The organism is Flavobacterium sp. 40-81 (genome assembly GCF_001898245.1).
GTDB classification, from domain to species: domain Bacteria; phylum Bacteroidota; class Bacteroidia; order Flavobacteriales; family Flavobacteriaceae; genus Flavobacterium; species Flavobacterium inviolabile.
In genome coordinates this window covers 26793-50931 of the sequence record NZ_MKTM01000028.1, presented here as the reverse complement: position 1 = coordinate 50931, position 24139 = coordinate 26793, and the positions used below count along the sequence as shown (strand labels likewise).

25 protein-coding genes are annotated in these 24139 nt (G+C 39.7%); 16 read left to right on the top strand and 9 right to left on the bottom strand.

From position 1 onward, the window contains the following. Positions 1-136 precede the first annotated feature (136 nt). The 4 genes from obgE to hpt all read right to left on the bottom strand — a co-directional run bounded on the left by obgE (position 137) and on the right by hpt (position 3716). Positions 137-1141 (bottom strand): GTPase ObgE, encoded by a 1005-nt coding sequence (obgE, locus tag BGO42_RS10615; RefSeq protein ID WP_177732378.1) that lies wholly within the window; start codon positions 1139-1141, stop codon positions 137-139. 51 nt (positions 1142-1192) lie between these two features. Continuing rightward, entirely contained in the window at positions 1193-2416 is a 1224-nt protein-coding gene (locus BGO42_RS10610) for a hemolysin family protein (RefSeq protein ID WP_246297046.1), read from the bottom strand. 144 nt (positions 2417-2560) lie between these two features. Continuing rightward, complete coding sequence (locus BGO42_RS10605; protein ID WP_177732372.1) at positions 2561-3133, bottom strand: adenylate kinase; 573 nt, start codon at positions 3131-3133, stop codon at positions 2561-2563. Positions 3134-3185: 52 nt separating this feature from the next. Further along, entirely contained in the window at positions 3186-3716 is a 531-nt protein-coding gene (gene hpt / locus BGO42_RS10600; protein ID WP_273246413.1) for a hypoxanthine phosphoribosyltransferase, read from the bottom strand. Positions 3717-3835: 119 nt separating this feature from the next. On the opposite strand from hpt, the gene BGO42_RS10595 reads away from it, so the two are divergent. Further along, positions 3836-4375, top strand: coding sequence for a HEAT-like fold family protein (locus BGO42_RS10595; protein WP_273246414.1), 540 nt, complete (start codon positions 3836-3838; stop codon positions 4373-4375). A gap of 54 nt (positions 4376-4429) precedes the next feature. On the opposite strand, the gene BGO42_RS10590 is transcribed toward BGO42_RS10595, so the two are convergent. Then, positions 4430-5971 (bottom strand): T9SS-dependent choice-of-anchor J family protein, encoded by a 1542-nt coding sequence (locus BGO42_RS10590; protein ID WP_273246415.1) that lies wholly within the window; start codon positions 5969-5971, stop codon positions 4430-4432. Between the two features lie 225 nt (positions 5972-6196). Here BGO42_RS10590 and BGO42_RS10585 point away from each other — a divergent pair, with 225 nt between their 5' ends. From BGO42_RS10585 to BGO42_RS10550, 8 genes are all read left to right on the top strand, one after another. Then, a complete protein-coding gene (locus BGO42_RS10585) occupies positions 6197-7354 on the top strand; it encodes a 5-(carboxyamino)imidazole ribonucleotide synthase (protein WP_273246416.1) in 1158 nt (385 codons plus the stop codon). A gap of 21 nt (positions 7355-7375) precedes the next feature. Next, positions 7376-7861: a 5-(carboxyamino)imidazole ribonucleotide mutase gene (gene purE / locus BGO42_RS10580; RefSeq protein ID WP_273246417.1), complete on the top strand. Its 486-nt coding sequence runs from the start codon at positions 7376-7378 to the stop codon at positions 7859-7861. A 157-nt stretch (positions 7862-8018) separates the two neighbouring features. After that, positions 8019-10046 carry a M3 family metallopeptidase gene (locus BGO42_RS10575; RefSeq protein WP_273246418.1) on the top strand — a complete coding sequence of 676 codons (2028 nt, stop codon included), beginning with the start codon at positions 8019-8021 and terminating at the stop codon, positions 10044-10046. Positions 10047-10138: 92 nt separating this feature from the next. After that, complete coding sequence (locus BGO42_RS10570; RefSeq protein WP_273246419.1) at positions 10139-10642, top strand: GbsR/MarR family transcriptional regulator; 504 nt, start codon at positions 10139-10141, stop codon at positions 10640-10642. Positions 10643-10698: 56 nt separating this feature from the next. After that, positions 10699-11478, top strand: coding sequence for a YqjF family protein (locus BGO42_RS10565; protein WP_273246420.1), 780 nt, complete (start codon positions 10699-10701; stop codon positions 11476-11478). Next, complete coding sequence (locus BGO42_RS10560) at positions 11408-11755, top strand: hypothetical protein (protein ID WP_273246421.1); 348 nt, start codon at positions 11408-11410, stop codon at positions 11753-11755. Before BGO42_RS10565 ends, BGO42_RS10560 begins: the two co-directional genes overlap by 71 nt. 18 nt (positions 11756-11773) lie before the next feature. Continuing rightward, positions 11774-12160, top strand: a complete 387-nt coding sequence (locus tag BGO42_RS10555) for a hypothetical protein (protein ID WP_273246422.1) — start codon at positions 11774-11776, stop codon at positions 12158-12160. A 3-nt stretch (positions 12161-12163) separates the two neighbouring features. Further along, positions 12164-12601, top strand: a complete 438-nt coding sequence (locus BGO42_RS10550) for a hypothetical protein (RefSeq protein WP_273246423.1) — start codon at positions 12164-12166, stop codon at positions 12599-12601. Positions 12602-12756: 155 nt separating this feature from the next. Here the strand turns inward: BGO42_RS10550 and BGO42_RS10545 are convergent, their stop codons facing one another. Then, positions 12757-13680 carry a jacalin family lectin gene (locus tag BGO42_RS10545; RefSeq protein WP_177732334.1) on the bottom strand — a complete coding sequence of 308 codons (924 nt, stop codon included), beginning with the start codon at positions 13678-13680 and terminating at the stop codon, positions 12757-12759. Between the two features lie 194 nt (positions 13681-13874). Next, complete coding sequence (locus BGO42_RS10540) at positions 13875-14690, bottom strand: UbiA prenyltransferase family protein (RefSeq protein ID WP_273246424.1); 816 nt, start codon at positions 14688-14690, stop codon at positions 13875-13877. A 191-nt stretch (positions 14691-14881) separates the two neighbouring features. Between BGO42_RS10540 and gcvP the strand changes: the two genes are divergently transcribed. From gcvP to BGO42_RS10505, 7 genes are all read left to right on the top strand, one after another. Further along, positions 14882-17731 carry an aminomethyl-transferring glycine dehydrogenase gene (gene gcvP / locus BGO42_RS10535; RefSeq protein WP_273246425.1) on the top strand — a complete coding sequence of 950 codons (2850 nt, stop codon included), beginning with the start codon at positions 14882-14884 and terminating at the stop codon, positions 17729-17731. Positions 17732-17878: 147 nt separating this feature from the next. Beyond that, positions 17879-18259 carry a group III truncated hemoglobin gene (locus BGO42_RS10530; protein ID WP_177732325.1) on the top strand — a complete coding sequence of 127 codons (381 nt, stop codon included), beginning with the start codon at positions 17879-17881 and terminating at the stop codon, positions 18257-18259. 119 nt (positions 18260-18378) lie between these two features. Then, entirely contained in the window at positions 18379-19437 is a 1059-nt protein-coding gene (locus BGO42_RS10525; RefSeq protein ID WP_177732322.1) for a 3-oxoacyl-ACP synthase III family protein, read from the top strand. A gap of 2 nt (positions 19438-19439) precedes the next feature. Then, positions 19440-19964 (top strand): methyltransferase, encoded by a 525-nt coding sequence (locus BGO42_RS10520; protein ID WP_177732319.1) that lies wholly within the window; start codon positions 19440-19442, stop codon positions 19962-19964. Next, positions 19964-20812: a glycosyltransferase family 2 protein gene (locus tag BGO42_RS10515; protein WP_273246426.1), complete on the top strand. Its 849-nt coding sequence runs from the start codon at positions 19964-19966 to the stop codon at positions 20810-20812. The genes BGO42_RS10520 and BGO42_RS10515 overlap by 1 nt, the downstream gene beginning before the upstream one ends. Before the next feature lie 72 nt (positions 20813-20884). Then, positions 20885-21628 (top strand): MlaE family ABC transporter permease, encoded by a 744-nt coding sequence (locus tag BGO42_RS10510; protein WP_177732313.1) that lies wholly within the window; start codon positions 20885-20887, stop codon positions 21626-21628. A 2-nt stretch (positions 21629-21630) separates the two neighbouring features. Next, positions 21631-22395 carry an ABC transporter ATP-binding protein gene (locus BGO42_RS10505; protein WP_177732310.1) on the top strand — a complete coding sequence of 255 codons (765 nt, stop codon included), beginning with the start codon at positions 21631-21633 and terminating at the stop codon, positions 22393-22395. A gap of 22 nt (positions 22396-22417) precedes the next feature. On the opposite strand, the gene BGO42_RS10500 is transcribed toward BGO42_RS10505, so the two are convergent. Together BGO42_RS10500 and BGO42_RS10495 are read right to left on the bottom strand one after the other, a co-directional pair. Next, positions 22418-23479 carry a mannose-1-phosphate guanylyltransferase gene (locus BGO42_RS10500; protein ID WP_273246427.1) on the bottom strand — a complete coding sequence of 354 codons (1062 nt, stop codon included), beginning with the start codon at positions 23477-23479 and terminating at the stop codon, positions 22418-22420. 46 nt (positions 23480-23525) lie between these two features. After that, the gene (locus BGO42_RS10495) at positions 23526-24125 is read right to left on the bottom strand and encodes a SprT-like domain-containing protein (RefSeq protein WP_177732304.1); all 600 of its coding nucleotides are present in this window, start codon (positions 24123-24125) and stop codon (positions 23526-23528) included. Between the last annotated feature and the right edge of the window lie 14 nt (positions 24126-24139).

The following is a 24139-nucleotide window of genomic DNA, read 5'->3' as shown; positions in this document are numbered from 1 at the left end:
TATAAAATATATGGATTACAAAAAATCCCTAACAAAACAACTTTAACTTTTTATTTTATTATTATTCCAACATTGTGTGACAAAAAATAAAAAAAGGCGTTCCGTGGAACGCCTTTTTACAAATATGCAAGCTATCTTATTCTTGATTAAGCATTTGCCATAATTTATCTTTCAGTTCTACCAGACCCTGCTGGGCAACCGAAGAAATAAACAAATACGGCATGCCGTTAAATTCCTTATCCAGTTGTGCTTTCATTTCTGCCTTCAATTCGTCATCAAGCATATCCGATTTTGAGATTACTACCAGACGGTCTTTATCCAGCATTTCCGGATTGTATCGTCTCAGCTCATCCAAAAGGATTTCGTATTCTTTTTTGATATCCGGAGCATCTGCCGGAACCAGAAACAATAACGTCGAGTTACGCTCAATATGACGCAGGAAATAATGCCCAAGACCTTTACCTTCGGCAGCACCTTCAATAATTCCCGGAATATCGGCAATTACAAACGATTGAAAATCCCTGTAGGCCACAATGCCCAGATTCGGTTTCAGGGTTGTAAACGGGTAATCAGCAATTTTTGGCTTAGCAGAAGTCAGCACCGATAGTAACGTCGATTTTCCGGCATTCGGAAAGCCTACCAAACCAACATCGGCCAATACTTTTAATTCCAGAATAACATCCAGTTCTTCCGGCGGCATACCCGGTTGGGAATAACGTGGTGTCTGATTTGTCGAACTTCTGAAATGCCAGTTTCCTAAACCACCTTTTCCTCCTTTAACCAGGATCTTTTTCTCTCCGTGTTCGGTAACTTCAAAAAGAATCTCATTGGTTTCTTTATCCCTTACCACTGTTCCTAACGGTACTTCGATAAATTTATCTTCTCCATCTGCACCGGTACTTCTGGCACTTCCCCCATCGCCGCCGTGTCCGGCTTTGATGTGACGTGCAAATTTCAGGTGAAACAAAGTCCATAGTCCTTTATTTCCCACCAGATACACGTGTCCGCCGCGACCTCCGTCACCTCCGTCAGGACCACCTTTTTCAATAAATTTTTCTCTGTGTAAATGCGTAGAACCTTTACCTCCTTTACCGGAAGAAACATATATTTTTACGTAGTCTACAAAATTCCCTTCTGTCATTTAATATCCATTTGGTTTTCAGTTACCGGCAGGCGGCACTAAAAACTATTTTTATTCTTTTAATGAACGTACTAAAACCTTATCGATTTTAACACCGTCCATATCAATCACTTCCAATTCCATTTTATTCCAGATCAGCTTTTCACCTACTTTCGGAATATAGGACAACTCCGTCATGATCAATCCGCTTACCGTAGTAACGTCATAGTCATTAATCAGGTCATCCATATCAAAATATGTTAAAAAGTCATGCAGCGAATAGTGGCCGTCAACCAGCCATGTTCCGTCTTCTCTTGCAATTAACTGGAATTCTTCTTCATAAAACTCGGAGGCATCCCCTACCAGAGCTTCCAGAATATCGTTAAGTGTTATAATCCCCTGAACCACGCCGTATTCATCCGTGATCAAAGCATAATGCACTTTTGTTTTTTTGAAAATCTCCAGCGCTTTATACGCAGAAGTATGTTCAATAAGGTAAACCGGCTCCTTGATAATTGCCTTTAAGTCAAAATTTCCGGTTTCAAAGCTCAGAAACAGGTCTTTCAACAATACAATACCAATTACCTCATCTAAATTATCATCACAAACCGGATAAACGGAATGTATTTCTTCCAGTACTTTTTCCTTCTGTTCGTTAACATCATCTTCAACGGAAAGGTACACGACCGATTTACGGTGCGTCATCAGCGAGTTTACTTTTCGGTCACCGATATGGAAAACACGTTCCACGATGTCCTGTTCAATTTCCTGAACCTCGCCGCCTTCGGTACCTTCTTTAATAATGGCTTTGATCTCCTCTTCCGTAACTTTTCCGTCGGCGGTAGGTTTGATCTTTAAAACATCCAGTATAAAATCGGTAGAAGTTGTTAACAACCATATAAACGGAGCTGTTACAATAGAGATCACTTTCATCGGAACGGCTACCGTTTTAGCAATGGCTTCCGGGTAATTCAGTCCGATTCGTTTGGGTAGTAATTCCCCTAAAACCAATGAGAAAAAGGTTAAAATAACAACCACAATACCAACGGATAATGTTGGCGAATATGGCCTTAATGTTTCAAACCCGTCTAAAAAGAGTTTAACATCTCCGGTTACTTTGTCACCGCTGTAAATACCGGTAAGAATTCCGATCAGGGTAATCCCTATCTGAACTGTTGACAAAAATTTATTTGGCGAATTAGCTAAATCCAAAGCTGTTTTCGCGCTTGTATTCCCTTTTTTAGCTGCAGTTTCAAGGCGATTTTTCCGAGCGGATATTAATGCAATTTCCGACATGGAAAAGACACCATTCAAAAGGATTAAAAAGAAAATTATTATTATTTCCAATGTGTGATTACTAGTTAGTTATCGTATCAGTTTTCCTGACTTACTTTTAAATTTTAATATAAATTATTGTAAAAATATCGTAAAGGGCAATGCTTATAATTGCTCGATTACACTGCTTAATCTTTCGGTAATTTCTGCGATACTCCCGATTCCGTTAACCGCATGAAATTTATTTTGTCCCTGGTAATACGCAATCAGCGGTGCTGTTTTTTCGTTGTATTCCTGGTAACGGTTTCTGATTTTTTCTTCATCCTGATCGTCTGGTCTTCCAGAAGTTTTTCCTCTTTCCAGCAGTCGTTGTACCAGAATTTCATCGTCGGCCTCTAATGCTATCGTTCCGGTGATTTCCCAGTTTTTTGTTTTCAAAAAAGCATCCAGTGCTTCTGCCTGCGCTAAAGTTCTTGGAAAACCGTCAAATAAAAATCCACGGGATTCCATGTTTTTTTCAACTTCATCCTGTAGCATTTTTATGGTCAGACTGTCCGGAACCAAATCTCCTTTATCAATATAAGTCTGCGCTTCTTTTCCTAATAGTGTTTCGTTTTTAATGTTGTAACGAAATACATCACCTGTAGAAATGTGTTTTAAGTTGTATTTATCTTTTAAAAATTCAGCTTGCGTTCCTTTTCCGGCACCTGGCTTTCCAAATAATACGATATTAATCATTGTTGTTTTTTAAATTGTTGTTTAATGGTATATAGTTATGGTTAACTTCTTTTTATTTTAACTGATAAACTTCCGGAATGTTTCTGCCCAATCCGTCATAATCCAGTCCGAAACCAACAATAAACTTGTTTGGAATTTCCAGACCTATATAATCAATCGTGATATCCTTATCATAAGCCTCCGGCTTTAAGAATAAGGTTGCAAATCTGAGCTGTTTCACATTTCTGTCCTGAAACATTTTTTGCAATTCCACAACCGTATTGCCCGTATCCACGATGTCTTCAATAATCACCACCGTTCTTCCGGTTATATCCTGATTTAATCCGATTAGCTGCTTTACTTCGTGTGTTGTTTCCATACCTTCATAAGAAGCCATTTTCACAAAACTCACTTCACACGGTTTAGGATAATGTTTCATAAAATCTGAAACAACCATAAACGCACCATTAAGCACTCCTACAAAAACAGGAGTCTCCTCACCCATATCCGCAGCAACTTTATTTGCCATTTTTGCAATTGCATCATCAATTTCCTTTGCAGAAAGAAATGGCACAAACTGTTTGTCATGAAGTTGTATTTCCATTGTAACCTTTAGAATAATTGGCAAAGATAATAATTGCAGATGGACTATTGATAATTAACAATTAAGAATTATAAAATTTTAAATTAATTTGTATTTTCGATGAAGATTCTTAGAAAAAAATGAACGAAATTTTCTATACTAAAATTGCGAACAGCACCGCACATCGTGCCAGCAGGGAACAAAACACCGCTTACCTGTTTGAAAATCCCGGTTTATTCAGCGATTTATTTTCGTTAGCCACCAATCTGAAAGACAAAAACCACCACAGAGCCTGCTGGGTCATGGAACTGGTTTTAGAACAAAAACTGGATTTTATCTTTCCGTACACCAACATTTTCTGCGAAACCATCAATAAGTTCACAAACGACAGCGCCATTCGCCCGGTATCCAAAATTGTATTGTTTTTAGTTACCCACAACCATAAAAAGCAGCCTGTTTTATCACAGGACAATCTTCAGAAAATCACCGAAACCTGCTTTGACTGGCTGATCAACGATATGAAAGTAGCCTCAAAAGCCTATGCCATCCAATCCTTATACCTCATTGGCAAAACGGAGGCATGGGTCTATCCGGAATTAAAACAGATCTTATCCCAGGATTTCCCGAACCACACACCTGCCTATAAAAGCGTAGCCAAAAGGATTTTAAAGAAAATCTAAAAAAACAAAGGCAGCTCTTAGAGCTGCCTTTATATTCCCGATCAATTGTCCGGATTATTCTTTAATGATCTTAATTGTTTTCACTAAATCACCGGCATAAACTTTCACCAAATAATTACCTGCTGAAAGATTGCTCATATCGATTTGTGTTTCAGAAAGATTTACTTTTTGAGCCAAAACTTTTTGTCCTAAAAGGTTATAAATCTCAACGGAAGAAATCGTCTCATTATACGCTAAATTCAACGCGTTTTTAACCGGGTTCGGATAAGCTCTGAAAGCTGCTTCTGTAAAGCTGGCATTTGCTAAAGAACTGCTAACCGTTACATCATCAAGATTCAGACCTCTTGCCCAATTTGAAGTACCTTCAAAAGCAATGAAATATGTTGCCGATGGATTTGGCAATGGCAATGTTACCTGAGTCCAGGCTGTATGTTCAGTAACATAATCAGTACCTAGCTGTACCCATGATCCGCCTGCACTTGTTTTGTAATACACTCTTAATTCGTCGATATCACCAAACCAGTTAACATTTGCATAATAGAAATCCAACTGAGGGCTCGCCACTCCTGTTAAATCCAATGGAGGCGAAACCAGTTTTGTTTTATTACCGGTAGTCGTTGTTCTGAATTCAGCCATTCGCGCTCCGGTTCTTGGTGTAATAGAACTATTTCCGTTTGCAGTAACATAGGTCCAGTTTGCAGTACCCGAAATCGTTTCATTACTCCAGCAGGAAGGGATCGTTGCGTTATCAAAACCTTCCGTAAATGGAAATGCCGTTACCGAAGCACAACTTGTTGTAAATGCTTTAGGACCAACCCAGGCACTGTATGTTCCACTTCCGCAATCTCTTCTCACATAATACTCATAGGCAGTATTAGCTGTTAAGCCGCTTAAAGTAGTAGTAGTTGCCCCAACCACAGGAGGAGCTGCTGTTCCTGATCCTGCCGTAAATCCCGGTGCACCGTATTGTACCTGGAAATTTCCAGTAGCGGCTGTCCACGACAAATCAGCTGTTTGAGAAGTAATTCCTGCCACTACAGGATTCGTTGGCGCCAGACAAGCCGGTAAAGCCGTTACCTCAACATCATCAATATCAAAATAGAACATGTCTGTTGTTGAAGAATAGAAACCAACATAAATGGTTTGTCCTATATAAGGTGTTAAGTCATATTGGTATTTATAGAAAGAAGCGCCACTGGATGGTGCTACGTTAGGATCCAATACTACTGTAAAATTAGCCGGAGCTGTTCCTGTTGTAGATATTTTCACACTAATTACCTCCGGATAAAGCGGATCTCTGCTTCTTCCCCAAAAAGTCAGGAAGTCCGATACACCTGCTGTAACCGTAATAGCCGGTGTAATCAAATAATCATCGTGTGCTGTGGATCCGTATCCAATTCCGGCCGCATTCGTGCCGCTGTGTGCTGTAAGCGTTGTTGAAGAAGAGAAATTGATAATTTGCCAGGTTCCGGTATCACCACCGTTAGCAACTGTCCAACCGGCAGGAATCGTTGTTCCTGCGTCAAAATTTTGTAAGAACTGCCCATAGCTAAACAATGGAGCAAGTACTAGTCCATAAAGTAGTTTTTTAATCATAATATGTGCTTTTTTGATTAAACGTTAGCACAATTTACAATATTTATAATTACCCTACAATTAAATTGTTAAAAAACAACCCATTAATTGGATTTTGTCACAAATCAAACATTATACATATTTTTAAAACATTTCTTTCAAAAAATAGTATCCGGATCAAAAACAAAAATTATCAATTGTGTTTTATCTTTTGATAAGTATCTTTGCACAACAAACAACAACACAATGAATTATTTTTCTTCCGATTTTAAATTAGGAATTTTAGGCGGCGGACAATTAGGCAAAATGCTTTTGTCTGAAACCCGGAAATTCGATATTCAAACCTATGTATTGGACCCGAGTCCGGAAGCACCATGTCAATTTGGAGCGACCCGGTTTTTCCAGGGCGACCTGATGGACTTCGATACGGTTTACAAATTTGGCCAGTTGGTTGACCTGCTCACCATCGAAATTGAGAATGTCAATCTGGACGCTTTAGATCAATTGGAAACAGAGGGACTAAAAGTTTATCCTTCTCCAAAAACACTGCGCCTGATCCAAAATAAAGGAAGACAGAAAGATTTTTACTTCGCCAATGGTATTCCGACCTCACCACACCAGCGTTTTGTAGACAAAAATGCACTGGCAAAGGCATTGGAAAACGACGAACTGGAATTGCCTTTTGTATGGAAAAGTGCCCAATTTGGCTATGATGGCAACGGAGTAAAGATCATCCGTTCTACTATGGATGTTCTCGATTTGCCCGATACGGAATGTATTGCCGAACAAATGGTCCCTTTTAAAAATGAACTGGCAGTGATTGTCACCCGCAATCCTTCGGGAGCAATTAAAACCTATCCTGTTGTGGAAATGGAATTTCACCCGGAAGCCAACCAGGTGGAATATGTGATCTGCCCGGCGCGTATTGAGGAAGAAGTTGCCCGTAAAGCCCGGGAAATCGCTTTACAGGTTTCGGAAAAATTCAACCATGTAGGTTTACTTGCCGTAGAAATGTTCCAGACCAAAAACGACGACATATTGGTCAATGAAGTAGCGCCAAGACCGCACAATTCCGGTCACTACTCCATTGAAGCCAGCTATACTTCCCAATTTGAACAGCACATCCGCGCTATTTTGGACCTGCCATTAGGCAATACCGACAGCAAAGCAGCCGGAATTATGGTTAATTTAGTAGGCGAAGAAGGTTTTTCCGGCTCGGTAGTTTACCAGAATATTGACAAAATATTAGCGATTGACGGTGTAACTCCGCATATTTACGGAAAACGAGAAACCCGTCCGTTCCGGAAAATGGGCCACGTAACAATCGTTAATGAAGACATTGCCAAGGCCCGGAAAATTGCCGAGGAAGTAAAAAACACGATAAAAGTAATCAGTCAGCAATAGACAAAAAAACAACACACACCAATGAGTAAAGTAGCCATTATAATGGGAAGCATTTCGGATATGCCGGTAATGCAGGATGCCATCGATATTTTAAAAGAATTCGGAATTGAAACGGAAGTCGATATCGTGTCGGCACACCGCACACCGGAAAAACTTTTCGATTTCAGTACCCATGCCCATAAAAGAGGTATCGCCGTAATTATAGCCGGTGCCGGAGGTGCAGCACACTTACCGGGAATGGTTGCTTCCATGTCGCCGCTACCCGTAATTGGCGTACCGGTTAAATCCAGCAATTCTATTGATGGCTGGGACAGCGTTTTATCCATTCTGCAAATGCCGGGCGGTGTTCCGGTGGCAACCGTAGCTTTAAACGGTGCCAAAAATGCCGGGATTTTAGCCGCGCAAATTATCGGCAGTCATGATAAAAACATACAGGACAAAATTTCCAGTTATAAAGAAGGTTTAAAACAAGCCGTTCTAAAGGCATCTGAGAATCTAAACAAATAAAAAAAGCTCTTGTGGTCAGAGCTTCTTTGGGGCAAAACCGATACAAAAGTACCAGTCATTTTTTTTGTTCAGTTTTGATTTGGATTAAAAAAGGGTTATTTGCAATTGGAATATGTTTTACAAAAATAACACGTTTAAAAACAACAACAAACTATATATGAGCATTTTAACAGAAAAATTCAATACAAAACACAATACTGCGCCTTTCTCAAAAATAAAAACAGCCGATTATGCCACTGCTTTTACCGAAAGTATTGCACTTGCCCGTGAAGAGATAAACAGCATTACCAATAACCCGGAACCGGCAACGTTTGAAAATACTATTGCAGCTCTGGATTATGCCGGTGAAACACTGGACCGTTTATCGTCTGTTTTCTTTAACCTGAACTCGGCAGAAACAAGTGACGAAATGCAGAAAATTGCACAGGAAGTATCGCCGCTTTTAACAGCTTTCAGCAATGACATTACGTTAAATATCGCTTTATTCGATAGAGTAAAAGCCGTTTACACACAAATTGACAGCCTGAATCTTACCACAGAACAACATACGCTTTTAACCAAAAAATATAAAGGATTTTCCAGAAACGGTGCTTTATTGGCAGAAGACAAAAAAACACGTTTACGGGAAATCGATGCCGAATTAGCCAAGCTATCGCTTACATTCGGTGAAAACGTACTGGCAGAAACCAACAATTACGAGCTGCACATTACCAGCGAAAGTGATTTAAAAGGTTTACCGGAAGGAACGATAGAAGCGGCACATGCCCTTGCAAAAAGCCACGACAAAGAAGGCTGGATCTTTACATTAGACCATCCGAGTTACCTGCCGTTTGTAACCTATGCCGACAACCGGGAACTGCGCAGACAAATTGCAATCGCTTTTGGAAGCAAAGGTTTCCAGAACAATCCGTATGACAATCAGGAAATCGTGATCCGTATTGCCAATCTAAGACACGAAAGAGCCAATTTACTGGGTTATGAAACACATGCCCATTTTGTTCTGGAAGAAAGAATGGCTCAAAATCCGGCAAAAGTAAAAACGTTCCTGACCGACTTACTGACAAAAGCAAAACCGGCTGCCGAAAAAGAATTTGCGCAGTTAACCAATTTTGCCAAACAACTGGATGCCATTGACCACCTGGAAAAATGGGACAGTGCTTATTATGCTGAAAAATTAAAACAGGAGCTTTTCAATCTGGATGACGAAAAATTAAAACCGTATTTCCAATTGGAAAACGTCCTGAACGGTGCTTTTGAAGTGGCCGGAAAATTATTTGGCATCACTTTTAAAGAAGTATCCGATATTGACAAATACCATGAAGAAGTACAGACATTTGAGGTAACCGATTTTGAAGGAAATTTAGTAGCGGTATTTTATGCCGATTTCTTCCCGAGAAAAGGAAAACGCAACGGAGCATGGATGACTTCCTTCAAACCGCAATACATACAAAACGGAAAAAATGAACGGCCGCATGTGTCCATCGTTTGTAATTTTACAAAACCAACCGGAACCAAGCCATCATTGCTGACATTTAACGAAGTGACAACTTTATTCCATGAATTCGGGCATGCCCTACACGGAATGTTAGCCAACACTACCTACCCGAGTCTTTCCGGAACCAGTGTTTTCTGGGATTTTGTGGAATTACCAAGTCAGGTAATGGAAAACTGGTGTTACGAACCGGAAGCTTTGGCTTTATTTGCCAGACATTACCAGACCGGCGCTATTATCCCGATGGAATATGTTGAAAAAATAAAGGAAAGTGCCAGCTTTCTGGAAGGAATGGCAACCCTGCGTCAGCTAAGCTTCGGTTTATTAGACATGGGATGGCACGGTCAGGACCCATCGGCTGTTACGAACATCAAAGCTTTTGAGAACGAACAGTTTGCTTCCACAAAGTTATATCCGGACGTAGCCGAAAATGTCATGAGTACTGCCTTTTCGCACATCTTCCAGGGCGGATATTCTTCCGGGTATTACAGCTACAAATGGGCTGAAGTACTGGATGCCGATGCATTTGCTTATTTCCAGGAACAGGGAATTTTCAACCGTGAAGTTGCCCAAAAATTCAAAGACAATATCCTGTCGCAAGGCGGAACGGACCATCCGATGACATTGTATAAAAATTTCAGAGGACAGGAACCAAAACCGGAAGCCCTGTTAAAAAGAGCCGGATTACTATAATTTACAATAACCCGATATGATTTCGGGTTATTTTTTTAAACAAACTTTCAATTATTTTTGAAAGTTTAGAAATTTAGTTATACATTTGTCTCATGGAATTCAACGAAGCAAAAAATAAATTTGTACAAACATGGGGCGCCTTAGGCTCTCAGTGGGGCATTAACAAAACAATGGCCCAGATTCATGCTTTGCTGATGGTTGCTTCCGAACCGCTTTCTATGGAAGACATTATGGAAGAATTAATGATTTCCAGAGGTAATGCCAGTATGAACCTGAGAGGGCTGATTGATTGGGGAATTGTATACAAAGAATACAAAGCCGGCGAGCGTAAAGAGTTTTTCACTGCCGAAAAAGATCTGGACGAACTGGCAGTAAAAATTTCACAGGAAAGAAGTAAAAGAGAACTGAAGCCTGCGTTAAAAATTTTAAAAGAGGTTTCCTCTATAGAAGATACCCAGTCTGCCGAAGCCAGACACTTTGTGGAACAGACAACCAAGCTGCATGACTTTGTTTTAAAAGCCGATAATGTACTGGACAAAATCACCGAATACAAAGACAACTGGTTAACCAAGCTGGTTCTCAAAATCATGAAGTAAAAAAATTTAAATAAAAGTTTCATTTTTTTCTGAAAGTTTAATAAATACAATAAATTATGAACTTCTTAACTGCACAATGGAAAAACCTGATTATGGCTAATTACACCATCAATCCGGATGTATTACAACAGTATCTGCCCGCCGGAACCGAACTGGATTCCTGGAACAACAAACACTATATCAGCCTAATCGGCTTTCAGTTCAGAAATACCAGGGTTTTAGGGATCCGGGTACCGTATCATGTTCATTTTGACGAGATCAACCTGCGCTTCTATGTAAAGCGCTTTGAAAACGGGCAATGGAAACGGGGTGTGGTTTTTATCAAGGAAATTGTTCCTAAAAAGGCCATAACACTAATCGCCAATTCGCTTTATAAAGAGCATTACAGTACTGCTCCGATTAAACACACTAACAAACTTGACGCCGAAATCCGTACGGTTTCCTACGAATGGCAAAACAAATCCAAATGGAATACTATAGCGGTAAACGCTTATGATTTTCGCAGTGAAATTGATCCGGATACTGAAATCGATTTTATTACCGAACATTATTTTGGCTATACCCGATACACCAAAGAAGTAACGTTCGAATATGAGGTGACGCATCCCAGATGGCATTATTACCCGGTAAAAAACTACCGCATTAATGTTGATTTCGAGAGCAATTACGGTACTGCTTTCAAAGCACTGACAAACCAGCAACCGGAATCCGTATTCTTTGTTGAAGGTTCTGATATAACTGTAAAAAACAAAAAGAAGCTGAACCATGAACTACAACATTCCCGCCTACCTGTTCTTTCTGGCGATCATGATCTTCATCATCGTCAGGATTGGTAAAATCTGCTATCAGAACGGAAACATTTTTGTGGCAACCCTTTTACCCAACCACAAGGAATTATGCCAGCAGATCAATAAAGTACTGTTAACCGGTTATTACCTCATCAACATTGGTTACTGCGCGATGACACTGCTCAACTGGGAGAAAATAACCTCCCTGGAAATGCTCTTTGAAAGTGTTGCCCTGAAAACATCCGCTATCATTTTCACCTTAGCGGCTTTACACTATATCAACATTTTTGCAATCAAAAATTACGTTCAAGCATTAATTCAATAACATCAAACATTTACAATTATGGAAACTACCAAAACAATTATCGGTTATGCCATTTATTTACCCATAGCACTATTTCTGACCTATTATGTTTCTAAAACATTATTTAAAAACGGAAAGATTTACATGCTGGACATTTTTAAAGGACGGGAAGAAATTGCCGAAGCCACAAACAAATTATTCGAAACCGGATTCTATCTTTTAAACATTGGCTTTGCCCTTATGATACTGGAGATGAATGTCTATGACAATACCTATCAAACCCTGATCGAGTTGTTGAGCTATAAAATAGGTGGTTTTGCCATTTATCTCGGCATCATGTTATTCATCAATTTATATTTCTTTTTCAGAGGTAAAAGAAAAGCAAGAGAGGCACAACAGCAGGAAAAAATAATCTTTAAAGCATAAATCATGAACTTTCAGATACCAGACGGCTTATGGATAGCTGCCGGAACAGGCCAGATTTTTACCGCTATGATATATCCGTATATCCGGCATCAGGTTTTTGACTGGTACAACGATGTTAAGCAACTCAAACCACTTAACCAGGAAATTGCCAAAACATACGGCAGGTATATACAGGGACTGAATTTTTCCTTTGGCATCATTACCATCTTTCTCCGGGAAGACCTGCAGCAAGACACCCGGTTGGCTTTTGCTGTTACAGCCTTAATAGCGGCTTACTGGGTGGGTAAAGTAGCGACACAAATTGCCTATTATCCTATGTATGAAATCCCTCAAAAAATCCATTTTAAAATCGGAAGTTATTTTATGAACGCCCTTTTTCTGCTGTTCGCTTCCGTATTTACCGGCTTACTTGTTTTAAAGTTAAGCACCTTATTATCATAACCGTTTGTTGCGGTGTTTCACAGCAACAAACGGATGCCGGAAAGAAACCATCCGGGAATCAAATCCTTATCCTTAATTAAAAACAAAAACCACGAATAAACATCGTGGTTTTAAGATATGTAGCTGTATGACAGCTGTTGTTAACTGGAAATCAATTAACGCAAGGGTGCTTTTTGGTAAAAAACGTAATCATTCTTTTCGGTCTTATATTTTAACAGTTCCGGCATCTGCGTAGACAGCTCTCCTGTTAAATCATAATGATCCAATACATTCTGATAATCTGTAACAGCGATAACGGCATAACTCAGCACGCTGTTTGGAAACATCCAGTACACGCCGTCTGAACCCTGCATAACGCTTCCGTTCAGCAAAAGAACGCCTACCATTCCCTGAGCAATTGTGATTTCTTTCGACTGCTGGTTAACAAGCTGTGTGGAAAGTTCTCTTTTAACAGTGGTTAACTGCGTTGTTTCATACTTAATTTCGGTAGCAAAGGACACTTTAGCGTAGTACTCGGCTTCAACACTGGCATTATACTGCTGGCTAAGCATGGTACTGGTAATGTTCTCATAACTGTCGGAAGTATTTGATGTCGATTCCGTATATTCTTTAAGAACGGTTCCCTGTGGTGTAAAACCGATAATAAAACGGCCTCTCTTTTCAATCAGTGTTGAAGGCTTATAATCTTCAACATACGTTATTCTCAATTTATCAACTCTGGAACCGGATTTACCGCCAATGGCAACTACACGTATTCCTTTAAGAACGGTTTCTCCGCCTCCACCGCCGCCGCCGCCGATGGTTCTTCCTTTGTTTGTTGTCAGCATTAATTTATCGATACGTGCTCCGGAACGGATGGTTATTTCTGAGATATATTCATCAGAACTTAAAATTAATGTTCCAGCATCTCCGCCACCGCCACCGCCGTGTTTTTTTCCGTTTATTGTAATTGAATCTACCTCTTTCCCGGCATATATTCCAATTGACTGAATATAATCTGCCGCAAATTCCGAACCGCCATCGCCGCCAAAGGCTTTGATAACCATTCCTTCCGATACTGATACTAATTCTACTTCCATAATGTTTCGATTTGGTTTTTTTACTTACTCATAGGCTTTTCAGTTTCCGCCCCGTTTTGTTGAAGTGCATACCGGCTCACTTTATTCGTTTTTATTGTCTTCCAAACTTATCAAGATAAAAATGGCTGCAACAGCGCATTAATACGCTAAAAACAAAACAAGTAAAACCTACAAAAAGTAAGAATATTCCCTAATTAAGCAAAAGCCAAAACGAGAATCCACCAGAAAACAGGGATGCTCTCTACCCAAAAAGAAGTATAATAGTCCAAACGCTTCGGACTTGAAAAAACGGTAAAAAGGGCAATTACCGCTATCAGTATCAGGTTAATCCAAAGCTGGATAATCTGAAAATCGCTTTTAAAAAACTCGAGACAGTAAAACGGAATCAGTAAAAACAGATTCAGCATTTTTGTTTTATAAACACCCAGGCGCTGCGGAACCGTTTTTAAAGAAAGGTCGTCATTTTTTAAGTCGATTATCTCAAAAATCATAATCAGGATAATGACCAGTAAAAACCGCTGGAAGAATTTTAGAAACACATCTTGGGAAAGCGGCAGATCGGCATTAAAAATGGGCAGAAACAGTGTAATTCCGGCCCAGCAAAAGGCAACAATATAGATCTTAACTCCGGCCCAGTTTCTTGCATTTCCAAGTTTCGGAAAGAAAGGCAGTGTGTACAGCAATGTTAGCAACAGGAACCCAAAAGCCAGTAGCTGCGTTTGCCTTTTCAGCAAAAAGAAATAATAAATTGTGCCGGCAAAAGCCAGAACGCTAAGCAGTACTATTGCTTTGAGCTGCCTGCTCATTGTCAGCTTTTTAGAACGCGCCAACGCATCGTATTTCACAAAATTATAGCCCACAATGGTTCCCAGAAAAGCGAACATTGCCATTGGATTATCATACGGAATATGAAAAAAATGAAAGGTCATTTGTACCAGTGCAAAAACAGCAAAGGCAACATGAATGCTTCCGTTTATATAAAAATCAAGTAATTTCTTGAGTAGTTGCATACTTACAAAAATAATCAATATGTTAACAACTATTGTATTTGGTTGAAAATTCGGTAAAAAATGGCGTTAAAAAAGAACTTTATTAAGAGATTAATAGCTATTTTTGTTCGCTTAAATACACAACTTAATTACCGTTTGACATATTTGTATTTCAGATACTTCAAACGCCTATAAACAGTACATAAGAACTGATGAGAACAGATGCATTTGCTTTAAGACATTTAGGTCCAAGAGAGAGCGACCTTCAACACATGTTCAAGACCATTGGTGTTAAGGACATGGACCAACTACTTTATGAAACTTTCCCCGACGGAATCCGTTTAAAAAATGATTTACAATTAGACCCGGCATTAACCGAATACGAATACCTGACACACATCCAGCAATTGGGTGCTAAAAACAAAGTATTCAAATCGTATATCGGTTTAGGCTATCATCCGGCTATCGTTCCTCCGGTTATCCAGAGAAACATTTTCGAAAACCCGGGATGGTACACCGCTTATACACCGTATCAGGCAGAAATTGCACAGGGTCGTTTAGAAGCTTTATTGAATTTCCAGACTACTGTAATTGAATTGACAGGAATGGAAATTGCAAATGCCTCTCTTCTTGATGAAGGAACAGCGGCAGCAGAAGCAATGGCTTTGTTGTTTGATGTAAGAACAAGAGATCAAAAGAAAAATAATGCCAATAAATTCTTCGTTTCAGAAGAAATTTTACCGCAAACCTTATCGGTTTTAGAAACACGTTCAACGCCAATCGGTATTGAATTAGTTGTTGGTAATCACGAAACATTTGATTTCGCTGAAGATTTCTTCGGAGCGATATTACAATATCCGGGTAAATACGGACAGGTTTATGATTATGCCGGTTTTATTAACACAGCCAAATCCAAAGAAATTAAAGTAGCGGTTGCTGCTGATATTTTAAGTTTGGTAAAACTGACTTCTCCGGGAGAATTAGGTGCTGATGTGGTAGTGGGTACTTCACAACGTTTTGGTATCCCGATGGGTTACGGAGGACCTCACGCAGCTTTCTTCGCAACTAAAGAAGAATACAAGCGTAGTATGCCGGGACGTATTATCGGTGTTTCGCAGGACGTTAACGGAAACCGTGCGCTTCGTATGGCTTTACAGACACGTGAGCAACACATTAAACGTGAAAAAGCCACTTCAAATATTTGTACCGCTCAGGTATTATTAGCTGTAATGGCCGGAATGTACGCCGTATATCACGGACCAAAAGGATTACAATATATTGCTGAAAAAGTTCATGCAGCAGCAGCTACAACTGCCAATGCATTAACAAAATTAGGCATCAGCCAGGTAAACTCTGCTTTCTTTGACACTATCGCTGTTAAAGCCGATGCTGCCAAAGTGAAAGCAATCGCTGAGAAAAACGATGTTAACTTCTTCTATGCCGATGCCGATACTATTTCGATCTCTTTTAACGAAACCACTTCTTTAAACGACATCAATCTGGTAATCGCTATTTTTGCTGAAGCAGCCGGAAAAGAAACCATCACGGTAACAACATTAGACAACACTGTGCATTTCCCTGAGAAATTAATCAGAACGTCTTCTTTCTTACAACATGACGTATTTAACAGCCATCATTCTGAAACGGCTTTAATGCGTTATATCAAAAAATTAGAGCGTAAAGACTTAGCGTTAAATCATTCCATGATTTCTTTAGGTTCTTGTACAATGAAATTAAATGCTGCTGCAGAAATGTTACCCTTAAGTATGGCTAACTGGAACAGCATCCACCCTTTTGCTCCGGCATATCAGGCGGAAGGCTATTTAACCATGCTTAAAAAACTGGAACAACAATTAAACGTGGTAACCGGTTTTGCCGGAACATCATTACAACCTAACTCTGGTGCGCAGGGAGAATATGCCGGTTTAATGGCAATCCGTGCTTACCACATTTCAAGAGGTGAAGGACACCGTAATGTTTGTTTAATCCCGGCTTCTGCACACGGTACCAATCCGGCTTCTGCTGCTATGGCAGGAATGGACATTATTGTAACCAAAACCACTCCGGAAGGAAATATCGATGTAGAAGATTTAAGAGCAAAAGCCATTCAGCATAAAGACAATTTATCCTGTTTAATGGTAACGTATCCGTCTACACACGGTGTTTACGAAAGTTCTATCATTGAAATTACAAAACTGATCCACGAAAACGGAGGTCAGGTATATATGGATGGTGCAAATATGAATGCACAGGTTGGATTAACCAATCCGGCTACTATTGGTGCAGACGTTTGTCACCTTAACTTACACAAAACATTCGCGATTCCTCACGGAGGTGGTGGACCAGGTGTTGGCCCAATTTGTGTTGCCGAACATTTAGTTCCGTTCTTACCTACAAACCCTGTAGTTGCTACAGGTGGTAACCAGGCTATCACCGCTATTTCAGCAGCTCCTTTCGGTTCTGCTTTGGTTTGCCTGATCTCTTACGGTTATATCACGATGTTAGGTGCAGAAGGGCTGAAACAGGCTACTCAGTTTGCTATCCTGAACGCTAACTATATGAAAGCACGTCTGGAAGAGCATTACCCTATTTTATACACCGGAGAATGTGGTCGTGCTGCTCACGAAATGATCGTGGACTGCCGTTCTTTCAAACAAAACGGAATTGAAGTTACCGATATTGCAAAACGTTTAATGGATTATGGTTTCCATGCACCAACAGTTTCTTTCCCGGTAGCCGGTACTTTGATGATCGAACCGACAGAAAGTGAAGATTTAGGAGAATTGGATCGTTTCTGTGAAGCGATGATTTCCATCAGAAAAGAAATCGAAGCAGCCACAGCAGACGATACAAACAATGTATTGAAAAATGCACCGCACACGCTGGCAATGCTAACTACTGATCGTTGGGAATTCCCTTATTCAAGAGAGAAAGCAGCTTATCCGTTAGAATATATTGCTGAAAATAAATTCTGGCCATCTGTTCGTCGTGTTGACGATGCTTACGGAGACAGAAATCTAGTTTGTTCCTGCGCGCCAATTGAGGCTTACATGGAACACTAAGAATAAATACAAATGAAAAGAGCCGCTGATAAAGCGGCTTTTTTTATACTGCCAAATCATTTTCAGAAACCGTAAGCTATACTCATTATAGCACAAAAAGACCGTCAATTAATTTTAATTCCTGTAATGATTCAATAACTTTACAAGATGAATGATATTAATAACAGAGAAGATCTACTGCTGTTAATGCGGAAGTTTTACAACAAACTCTTAACAGACGACAGCATCAGCTATATATTCACGGAAGTTGCCAAAATAGACCTGGAAGCACACCTGCCCCATTTGGCCGATTTTTGGGAACAAACCCTTTTACATACCGGAAGCTATAAAAAAAATGTATTACAGCTCCATCTGGATCTGGATGCAAAAGAATCGCTCACCACTGAACATTTTAACACCTGGCTGCAGTATTTCGATCAAACCGTCACCGAAAACTTTACAGGAGAAAACGCAGAACTTATAAAAACCCGTGCCCTTTCTATTGCTACGATAATGCAGATAAAGATTTCTCAAAAAAATAACAATTAATTTCACTTTCGATAATTTTACACTCTTTTCTACCGTTATTCCGTAATAATTATTTTAAACAAAATTTTTAATTATCAGGGAGTATTTAAAATCAATAACTTAGTATAAAGTTTCCTCATATGAATAGTAAAATAATAGGTTCCGGAAGTTATATCCCAGATATCACGGTAACCAATCTGGATTTCGCAAAGCATCAGTTTCTAAACGATGACGGCTCCCCTTTTCCATATCCAAATGACGTAGTTGCTCAAAAATTCCTGGAAATAACCGGTATAGAAGAACGCCGGTATGTTGAAAGTAATCTCTTAACTTCGGACATTGCCTATTTTGCTGCACAAAAAGCAATTGAAGATGCCGGTATCGATCCCGAAACCTTAGACTACATCATCTTTGCCCACAATTTTGGAAATGTAAAACAAGGCGCTATTCAAACAGATATACTGCCCAGCTTATCCTCCAGAGTAAAGCACAGCTTAAAGATTAAAAATCCCAAATGTGTTGCCTATGATATCCTTTTCGGATGTCCGGGCTGGATTGAGGGAGTTATTCAGGCAAATGCCTATATAAAAGCCGGTATGGCAAAAAGATGCCTGGTTATCGGAGCCGAAACATTATCCCGTGTGGTGGACATACACGACAGGGACAGTATGATTTATTCCGATGGCGCCGGTGCTACTGTTATCGAGGCTACAGAAGAAGAAGTTGGTGTTTTAGGACACGAAACCGCTTCCTTTACCTATGATGAAGCTTATTTCCTGTATTTCGGAAATTCTTTTAACAAAACACACGATCCGGATGTACGCTATATTAAAATGTACGGCCGTAAAATATATGAGTTTGCCTTAAGTCAGGTACCGAAAGCAATGAAAGAATGCCTGGACAAAAGCGGCATTCCGATATCGGAGGTCAAAAAAGTACTGATCCACCAGGCAAATGAAAAAATGGATGAGGCGATCATACAGCGGTTTTTCCGCCTGTACAAGGAACCGACACCCAAAGACATTATGCCGATGAGCATCCACAAATTAGGAAACTCCAGCGTTGCGACGGTTCCAACCCTGTACGACTTACTCGTAAAAGGAAAAATTGAAAATCAGGAACTTCATAAAGGAGATGTTATTATCTTTGCATCCGTAGGCGCAGGAATGAACATAAACGCCTTCGTTTATCGATTATAACTATGTACGAAAAAACATTTCCGAACAAAAGATTTAAACACACTTTAGAATTCCTTCAAAAACATATTTCTACTTCCGAGTCGATATTAGACCTGGGAGTAGAAAATCCGTTTTCAAAGATCATGAAAGAAAACGGTTATAGCGTATCCAATACCACAGGGGAAGACCTGGACATCGATCAGTCTTCTTTACATCAAAATGAATACACCGTTACCACGGCTTTTGAAATTTTCGAGCACTTACTGAATCCGTATACAATACTGGAAAACATCCAATCCGATAAACTGGTACTTTCCATTCCGTTACGCCTTTGGTTTTCGCCTGCTTATCGCAGCAAAACAGATATGTGGGACAGACATTACCATGAATTTGAAGACTGGCAGCTGGACTGGCTTTTAGAAAAAACAGGCTGGAAAGTACTGGACCGTCAAAAATTCACCAATCCGGTAAAACAAATCGGAATCCGCCCTATACTACGCCGTTTCACGCCGAGATACTACATTGTTTACGCTGAAAAAGTAAAATAATGAGGTATTATATCATTATACCGGCACATAATGAAGCAGCCTATATCGCTTTAACCTTACAATCGTTAGCCGGGCAGTCAGTACTACCCGAAAAAGTGGTGGTGGTGAATGACAATTCTACCGATGATACCGGAGCAATTGTAAACGATTTTTCCCGGAAATATCCCTGGATTTCTGTGATTGAAAAAAAATCGGATGCGATTCATTTACCCGGAAGCAAAGTCATCCAGGCATTTCAAAAAGGACTGGAAGTTATTGATGACAATTATGACATTCTTGTAAAACTGGACGCCGATTTAATTTTGCCCGATAATTATTTTGAAACCATAATCGCTGCTTTCCAAAAAGACGAACGTGTTGGTATGGCCGGCGGATTTGCCTATATTGAAAAAAACGGCGACTGGATATTGGAAAACCTGACCGATAAAGACCACATCCGCGGGGCTTTTAAAGCCTACCGAAAAGCGTGTTTTCATCAGATAGGCGGTTTAAAACCTGCTATGGGATGGGACACCGTTGACGAATTGCTGTGCAAATTCTACAACTGGAAAGTTGTTACGGACAGTACTTTAAAGGTTAAGCATTTAAAACCTACAGGAGCCAACTATAACAAAACAGCCCGCTACAAACAGGGAGAAGCTTTTTACAGTCTTCGTTATGGTTTTTTCATTACTGCCATTGCTTCCTTAAAGCTGGCTTTATTAAAAAAGAAACCGCTTTTATTCGTGGATTATATCGTTGGTTTTTTCAAGGCATGGCGTCATAAAAAGGCTTATCTGGTTACTCCGGAACAAGGCCGTTTTATCCGGAAATACCGCCTGCAGAAAATGAAATCGAAGTTGCTGTAAGCCAAAAAACTCCCTATTCATACCCCATAACTCGTAACTTATTGGTATTTTAGCCAAGATTTATTAAACATTATGATTCGATATCTATCTCAAATAGGAAAATACTTTCTGATGTTGAAGGAAGTCTTCAACAAACCGACAAAATGGTCGGCGATGAAGCAGCTGATTTTTAAAGAAATAGATGATTTGATTATCGGTTCTCTTGGAATTGTTGCTTTTATCTCATTCTTTGTTGGAGGTGTTGTCGCCATACAAACGGCTTTAAATTTAACCAATCCGTTAATTCCGAAATACCTTATTGGTTTTGCTACAAGACAATCTGTGATTCTTGAATTTGCCCCTACTTTTATCTCCATCATTATGGCCGGTAAAATGGGTTCTTTTATCACTTCCAGTATTGGAACAATGCGGGTTACCGAACAGATTGATGCGTTGGAAGTAATGGGTGTAAACTCCCTGAACTACCTTGTTTTTCCAAAAGTAATTGCTTTACTCCTGTATCCGTTCGTTATCGGACTGAGTATGTTTTTAGGAATATTAGGCGGCTGGATTGCCGGTGTTTACGGTGGTTTTGCTTCCAGTGACGAGTTTATGACCGGGTTACAGGTAGAATTTAACCCGTTTCACGTTACCTACGCCTTTATCAAGACGGTTGTTTTCGCTCTTTTACTGGCAACGATCCCTTCCTTCCATGGCTATTACATGAAAGGCGGTGCTCTTGAAGTAGGTAAAGCCAGTACAACTTCATTCGTCTGGACGAGTGTGGCTATTATTCTGGCCAATTATATTTTAACACAATTACTTTTAACCAATTAGAAATGATAGAAGTAAAAGATATAGAAAAATCATTTGGTGAATCCAAAGTACTAAAAGGCATTTCTGCCATTTTTGAAACCGGAAAAACCAATCTTATCATTGGACAGAGTGGTTCCGGAAAAACGGTACTTTTAAAAAGTTTACTGGGAATTCACACGCCCGACAAAGGAACCATTTCCTTTGACGGCAGAATTTATTCCGATCTTACCAATGATGAAAAGCGTGATTTGCGTACAGAAATCGGAATGGTATTCCAGGGCAGTGCGCTTTTTGATTCGATGACGGTAGAAGAGAATGTTGGTTTCCCTTTAAAAATGTTTACCAACAAAAGTCCGAGAGAAATCCAGGAACGCGTTGATTTTGTTATTGAGCGTGTCAAACTGATTGATGCCCATAAGAAAAAACCATCCGAAATTTCCGGAGGTATGCAGAAACGTGTGGCTATTGCCCGTGCAATAGTAAACAATCCGAAATACCTGTTTTGCGATGAGCCCAACTCCGGATTGGATCCTAAAACCTCTATTGTAATTGACAACCTAATTAAGGAAATTACGGAAGAATACAATATTACAACGGTGATCAACACCCACGATATGAACTCCGTTATGGAAATTGGCGAAAAGATCATTTTCCTGAAAGAAGGTGTCTTAGCCTGGGAAGGAACCAAAAAAGAAATTTTCAAAACCGACAATGAAGCCATTGTTGATTTCGTATACTCTTCGAACCTGTTTAAAAAGGTACGAAAAGCACAAAACAGAGAATCATAAAAAAAGAGCCATACGGCTCTTTTTATTTTTTATCCAACAGGACACTAATTTTCTTGATCTCCTGCTCTTTCTCTTTAGGAAAGATCAACAGCGTATCGTCTTTATCCACAATAATAAAGTCACTCAGCCCATTAATTACAACCAGTTTCTTTCCTTCGGTACGAATAATATTATTAGATGCATTCTCCAAGATCATAGTCGCATTTACAACCGCATTAAACTGTTCGTCTTTCGGTAGTTTTTCATGTAATGAACCCCAGGTACCCAAATCGTTCCAATCGAACGTTGCCGGCAATACATATACATTTTTTGCTTTTTCCAATACCGCATAATCAATCGAGATATTTTCGGCATCAGCATAGTGCTCATTGATAAACTCCTGTTCACGGGGAGTATTATAATAGGCTTTTCCTTTTTCAAACAAACTTACCATTTCCGGTAAAAAGGTATCAAAAGCTTCTATAATGGACTGTACGCTCCAGATAAAGATTCCGGCATTCCATAAAAAGTTTCGGCTTTGAATAAAGCTTTTTGCAGTGGTATAGTTTGGTTTTTCTCTAAACTGAACGACTTTTTTTATCGGATTATTATCCAGTTTATTAAACTCGATATAACCGTAACCGGTATTCGGAAAAGTCGGCAAAATCCCTAAAGTCATCAACACATTGTCTTTTTTACAACATTCAAACGACCGCTCCAGGTTTGCTATAAATTGTTCTTCATCCTCTATCCAGTGATCGCTTGGCGCAACCACCATTAAGGCGTCCGGATTTTGCTTTTGAATTTTTAAAGAAGCAAACAGTATACAAGGTGCCGTATTTCGCATTACAGGCTCTAAAATCACCTGATCCTGCTTTACCTGAGGCAATTGTTCCAGCACCAGCTGGTTGTAACGCTCATTGGTTAAAATCAGAATATTTTCTGCGGGAATTATCCTGGAAAGTCTGCTAAAGGTCTTTTGAATTAATGTTTCCCCTGTTCCTAACATGTCGTGAAACTGCTTTGGGAAATCGACAGTACTGACTGGCCAGAATCGGGATCCGACTCCACCGGCCATTAATATTGCGTAATAATTTTTATTCATTGTAAAGCACCACTTTGCACGTGGCTTTTATTTATTTTCTGTTCGTTTAGTTCGGCAATAATTCTACTTCTGCATTGGGGTTAAAAAGATATACTCTTCCCGAACTCACTTCCATACATTCAAAACGTTTGATTCGCTGTGCTCCTTTTTTAAAGATTCTGCCATTATGGATACGAAAAACACTTCCATACGGAATCTCAAAGATATAATTTTTATCGTTTGCGGGGTCAAATTGTTTTAAGGCTAATGCTAAAGTTGCATCGGTATCGCTGCTCGCTTTCGGATTCCGGAAATGTCTTGCCAGTAACGGCAGCAATTGTCCCGGGAAAATCTCCGGACGCAAATAGGGAACCATTAAACGCTGAAAAGTAAGCTTCCATTCATCGCCATGCGGTTTTATATTTCTGCCAAATTTTTCAAAAGCAACCAAATGGGCAATCTCATGAATCAATGTCATCAAAAACCGGTATTTATTCAAACTGGCATTTACGGTAATCTGATGGTAACCGTCGGGATGTTTTCGGTAATCGCCATGACGGGTTACCCTTTCATTCACAATTTTCAGATGGACACGATTTGCCTTAATAAGCTCAAAGATATTGTCCAAAGCATGTTCCGGTATGTAGGGAGCTAATTTCTCTTTCATCTTCTTTCCTGGCT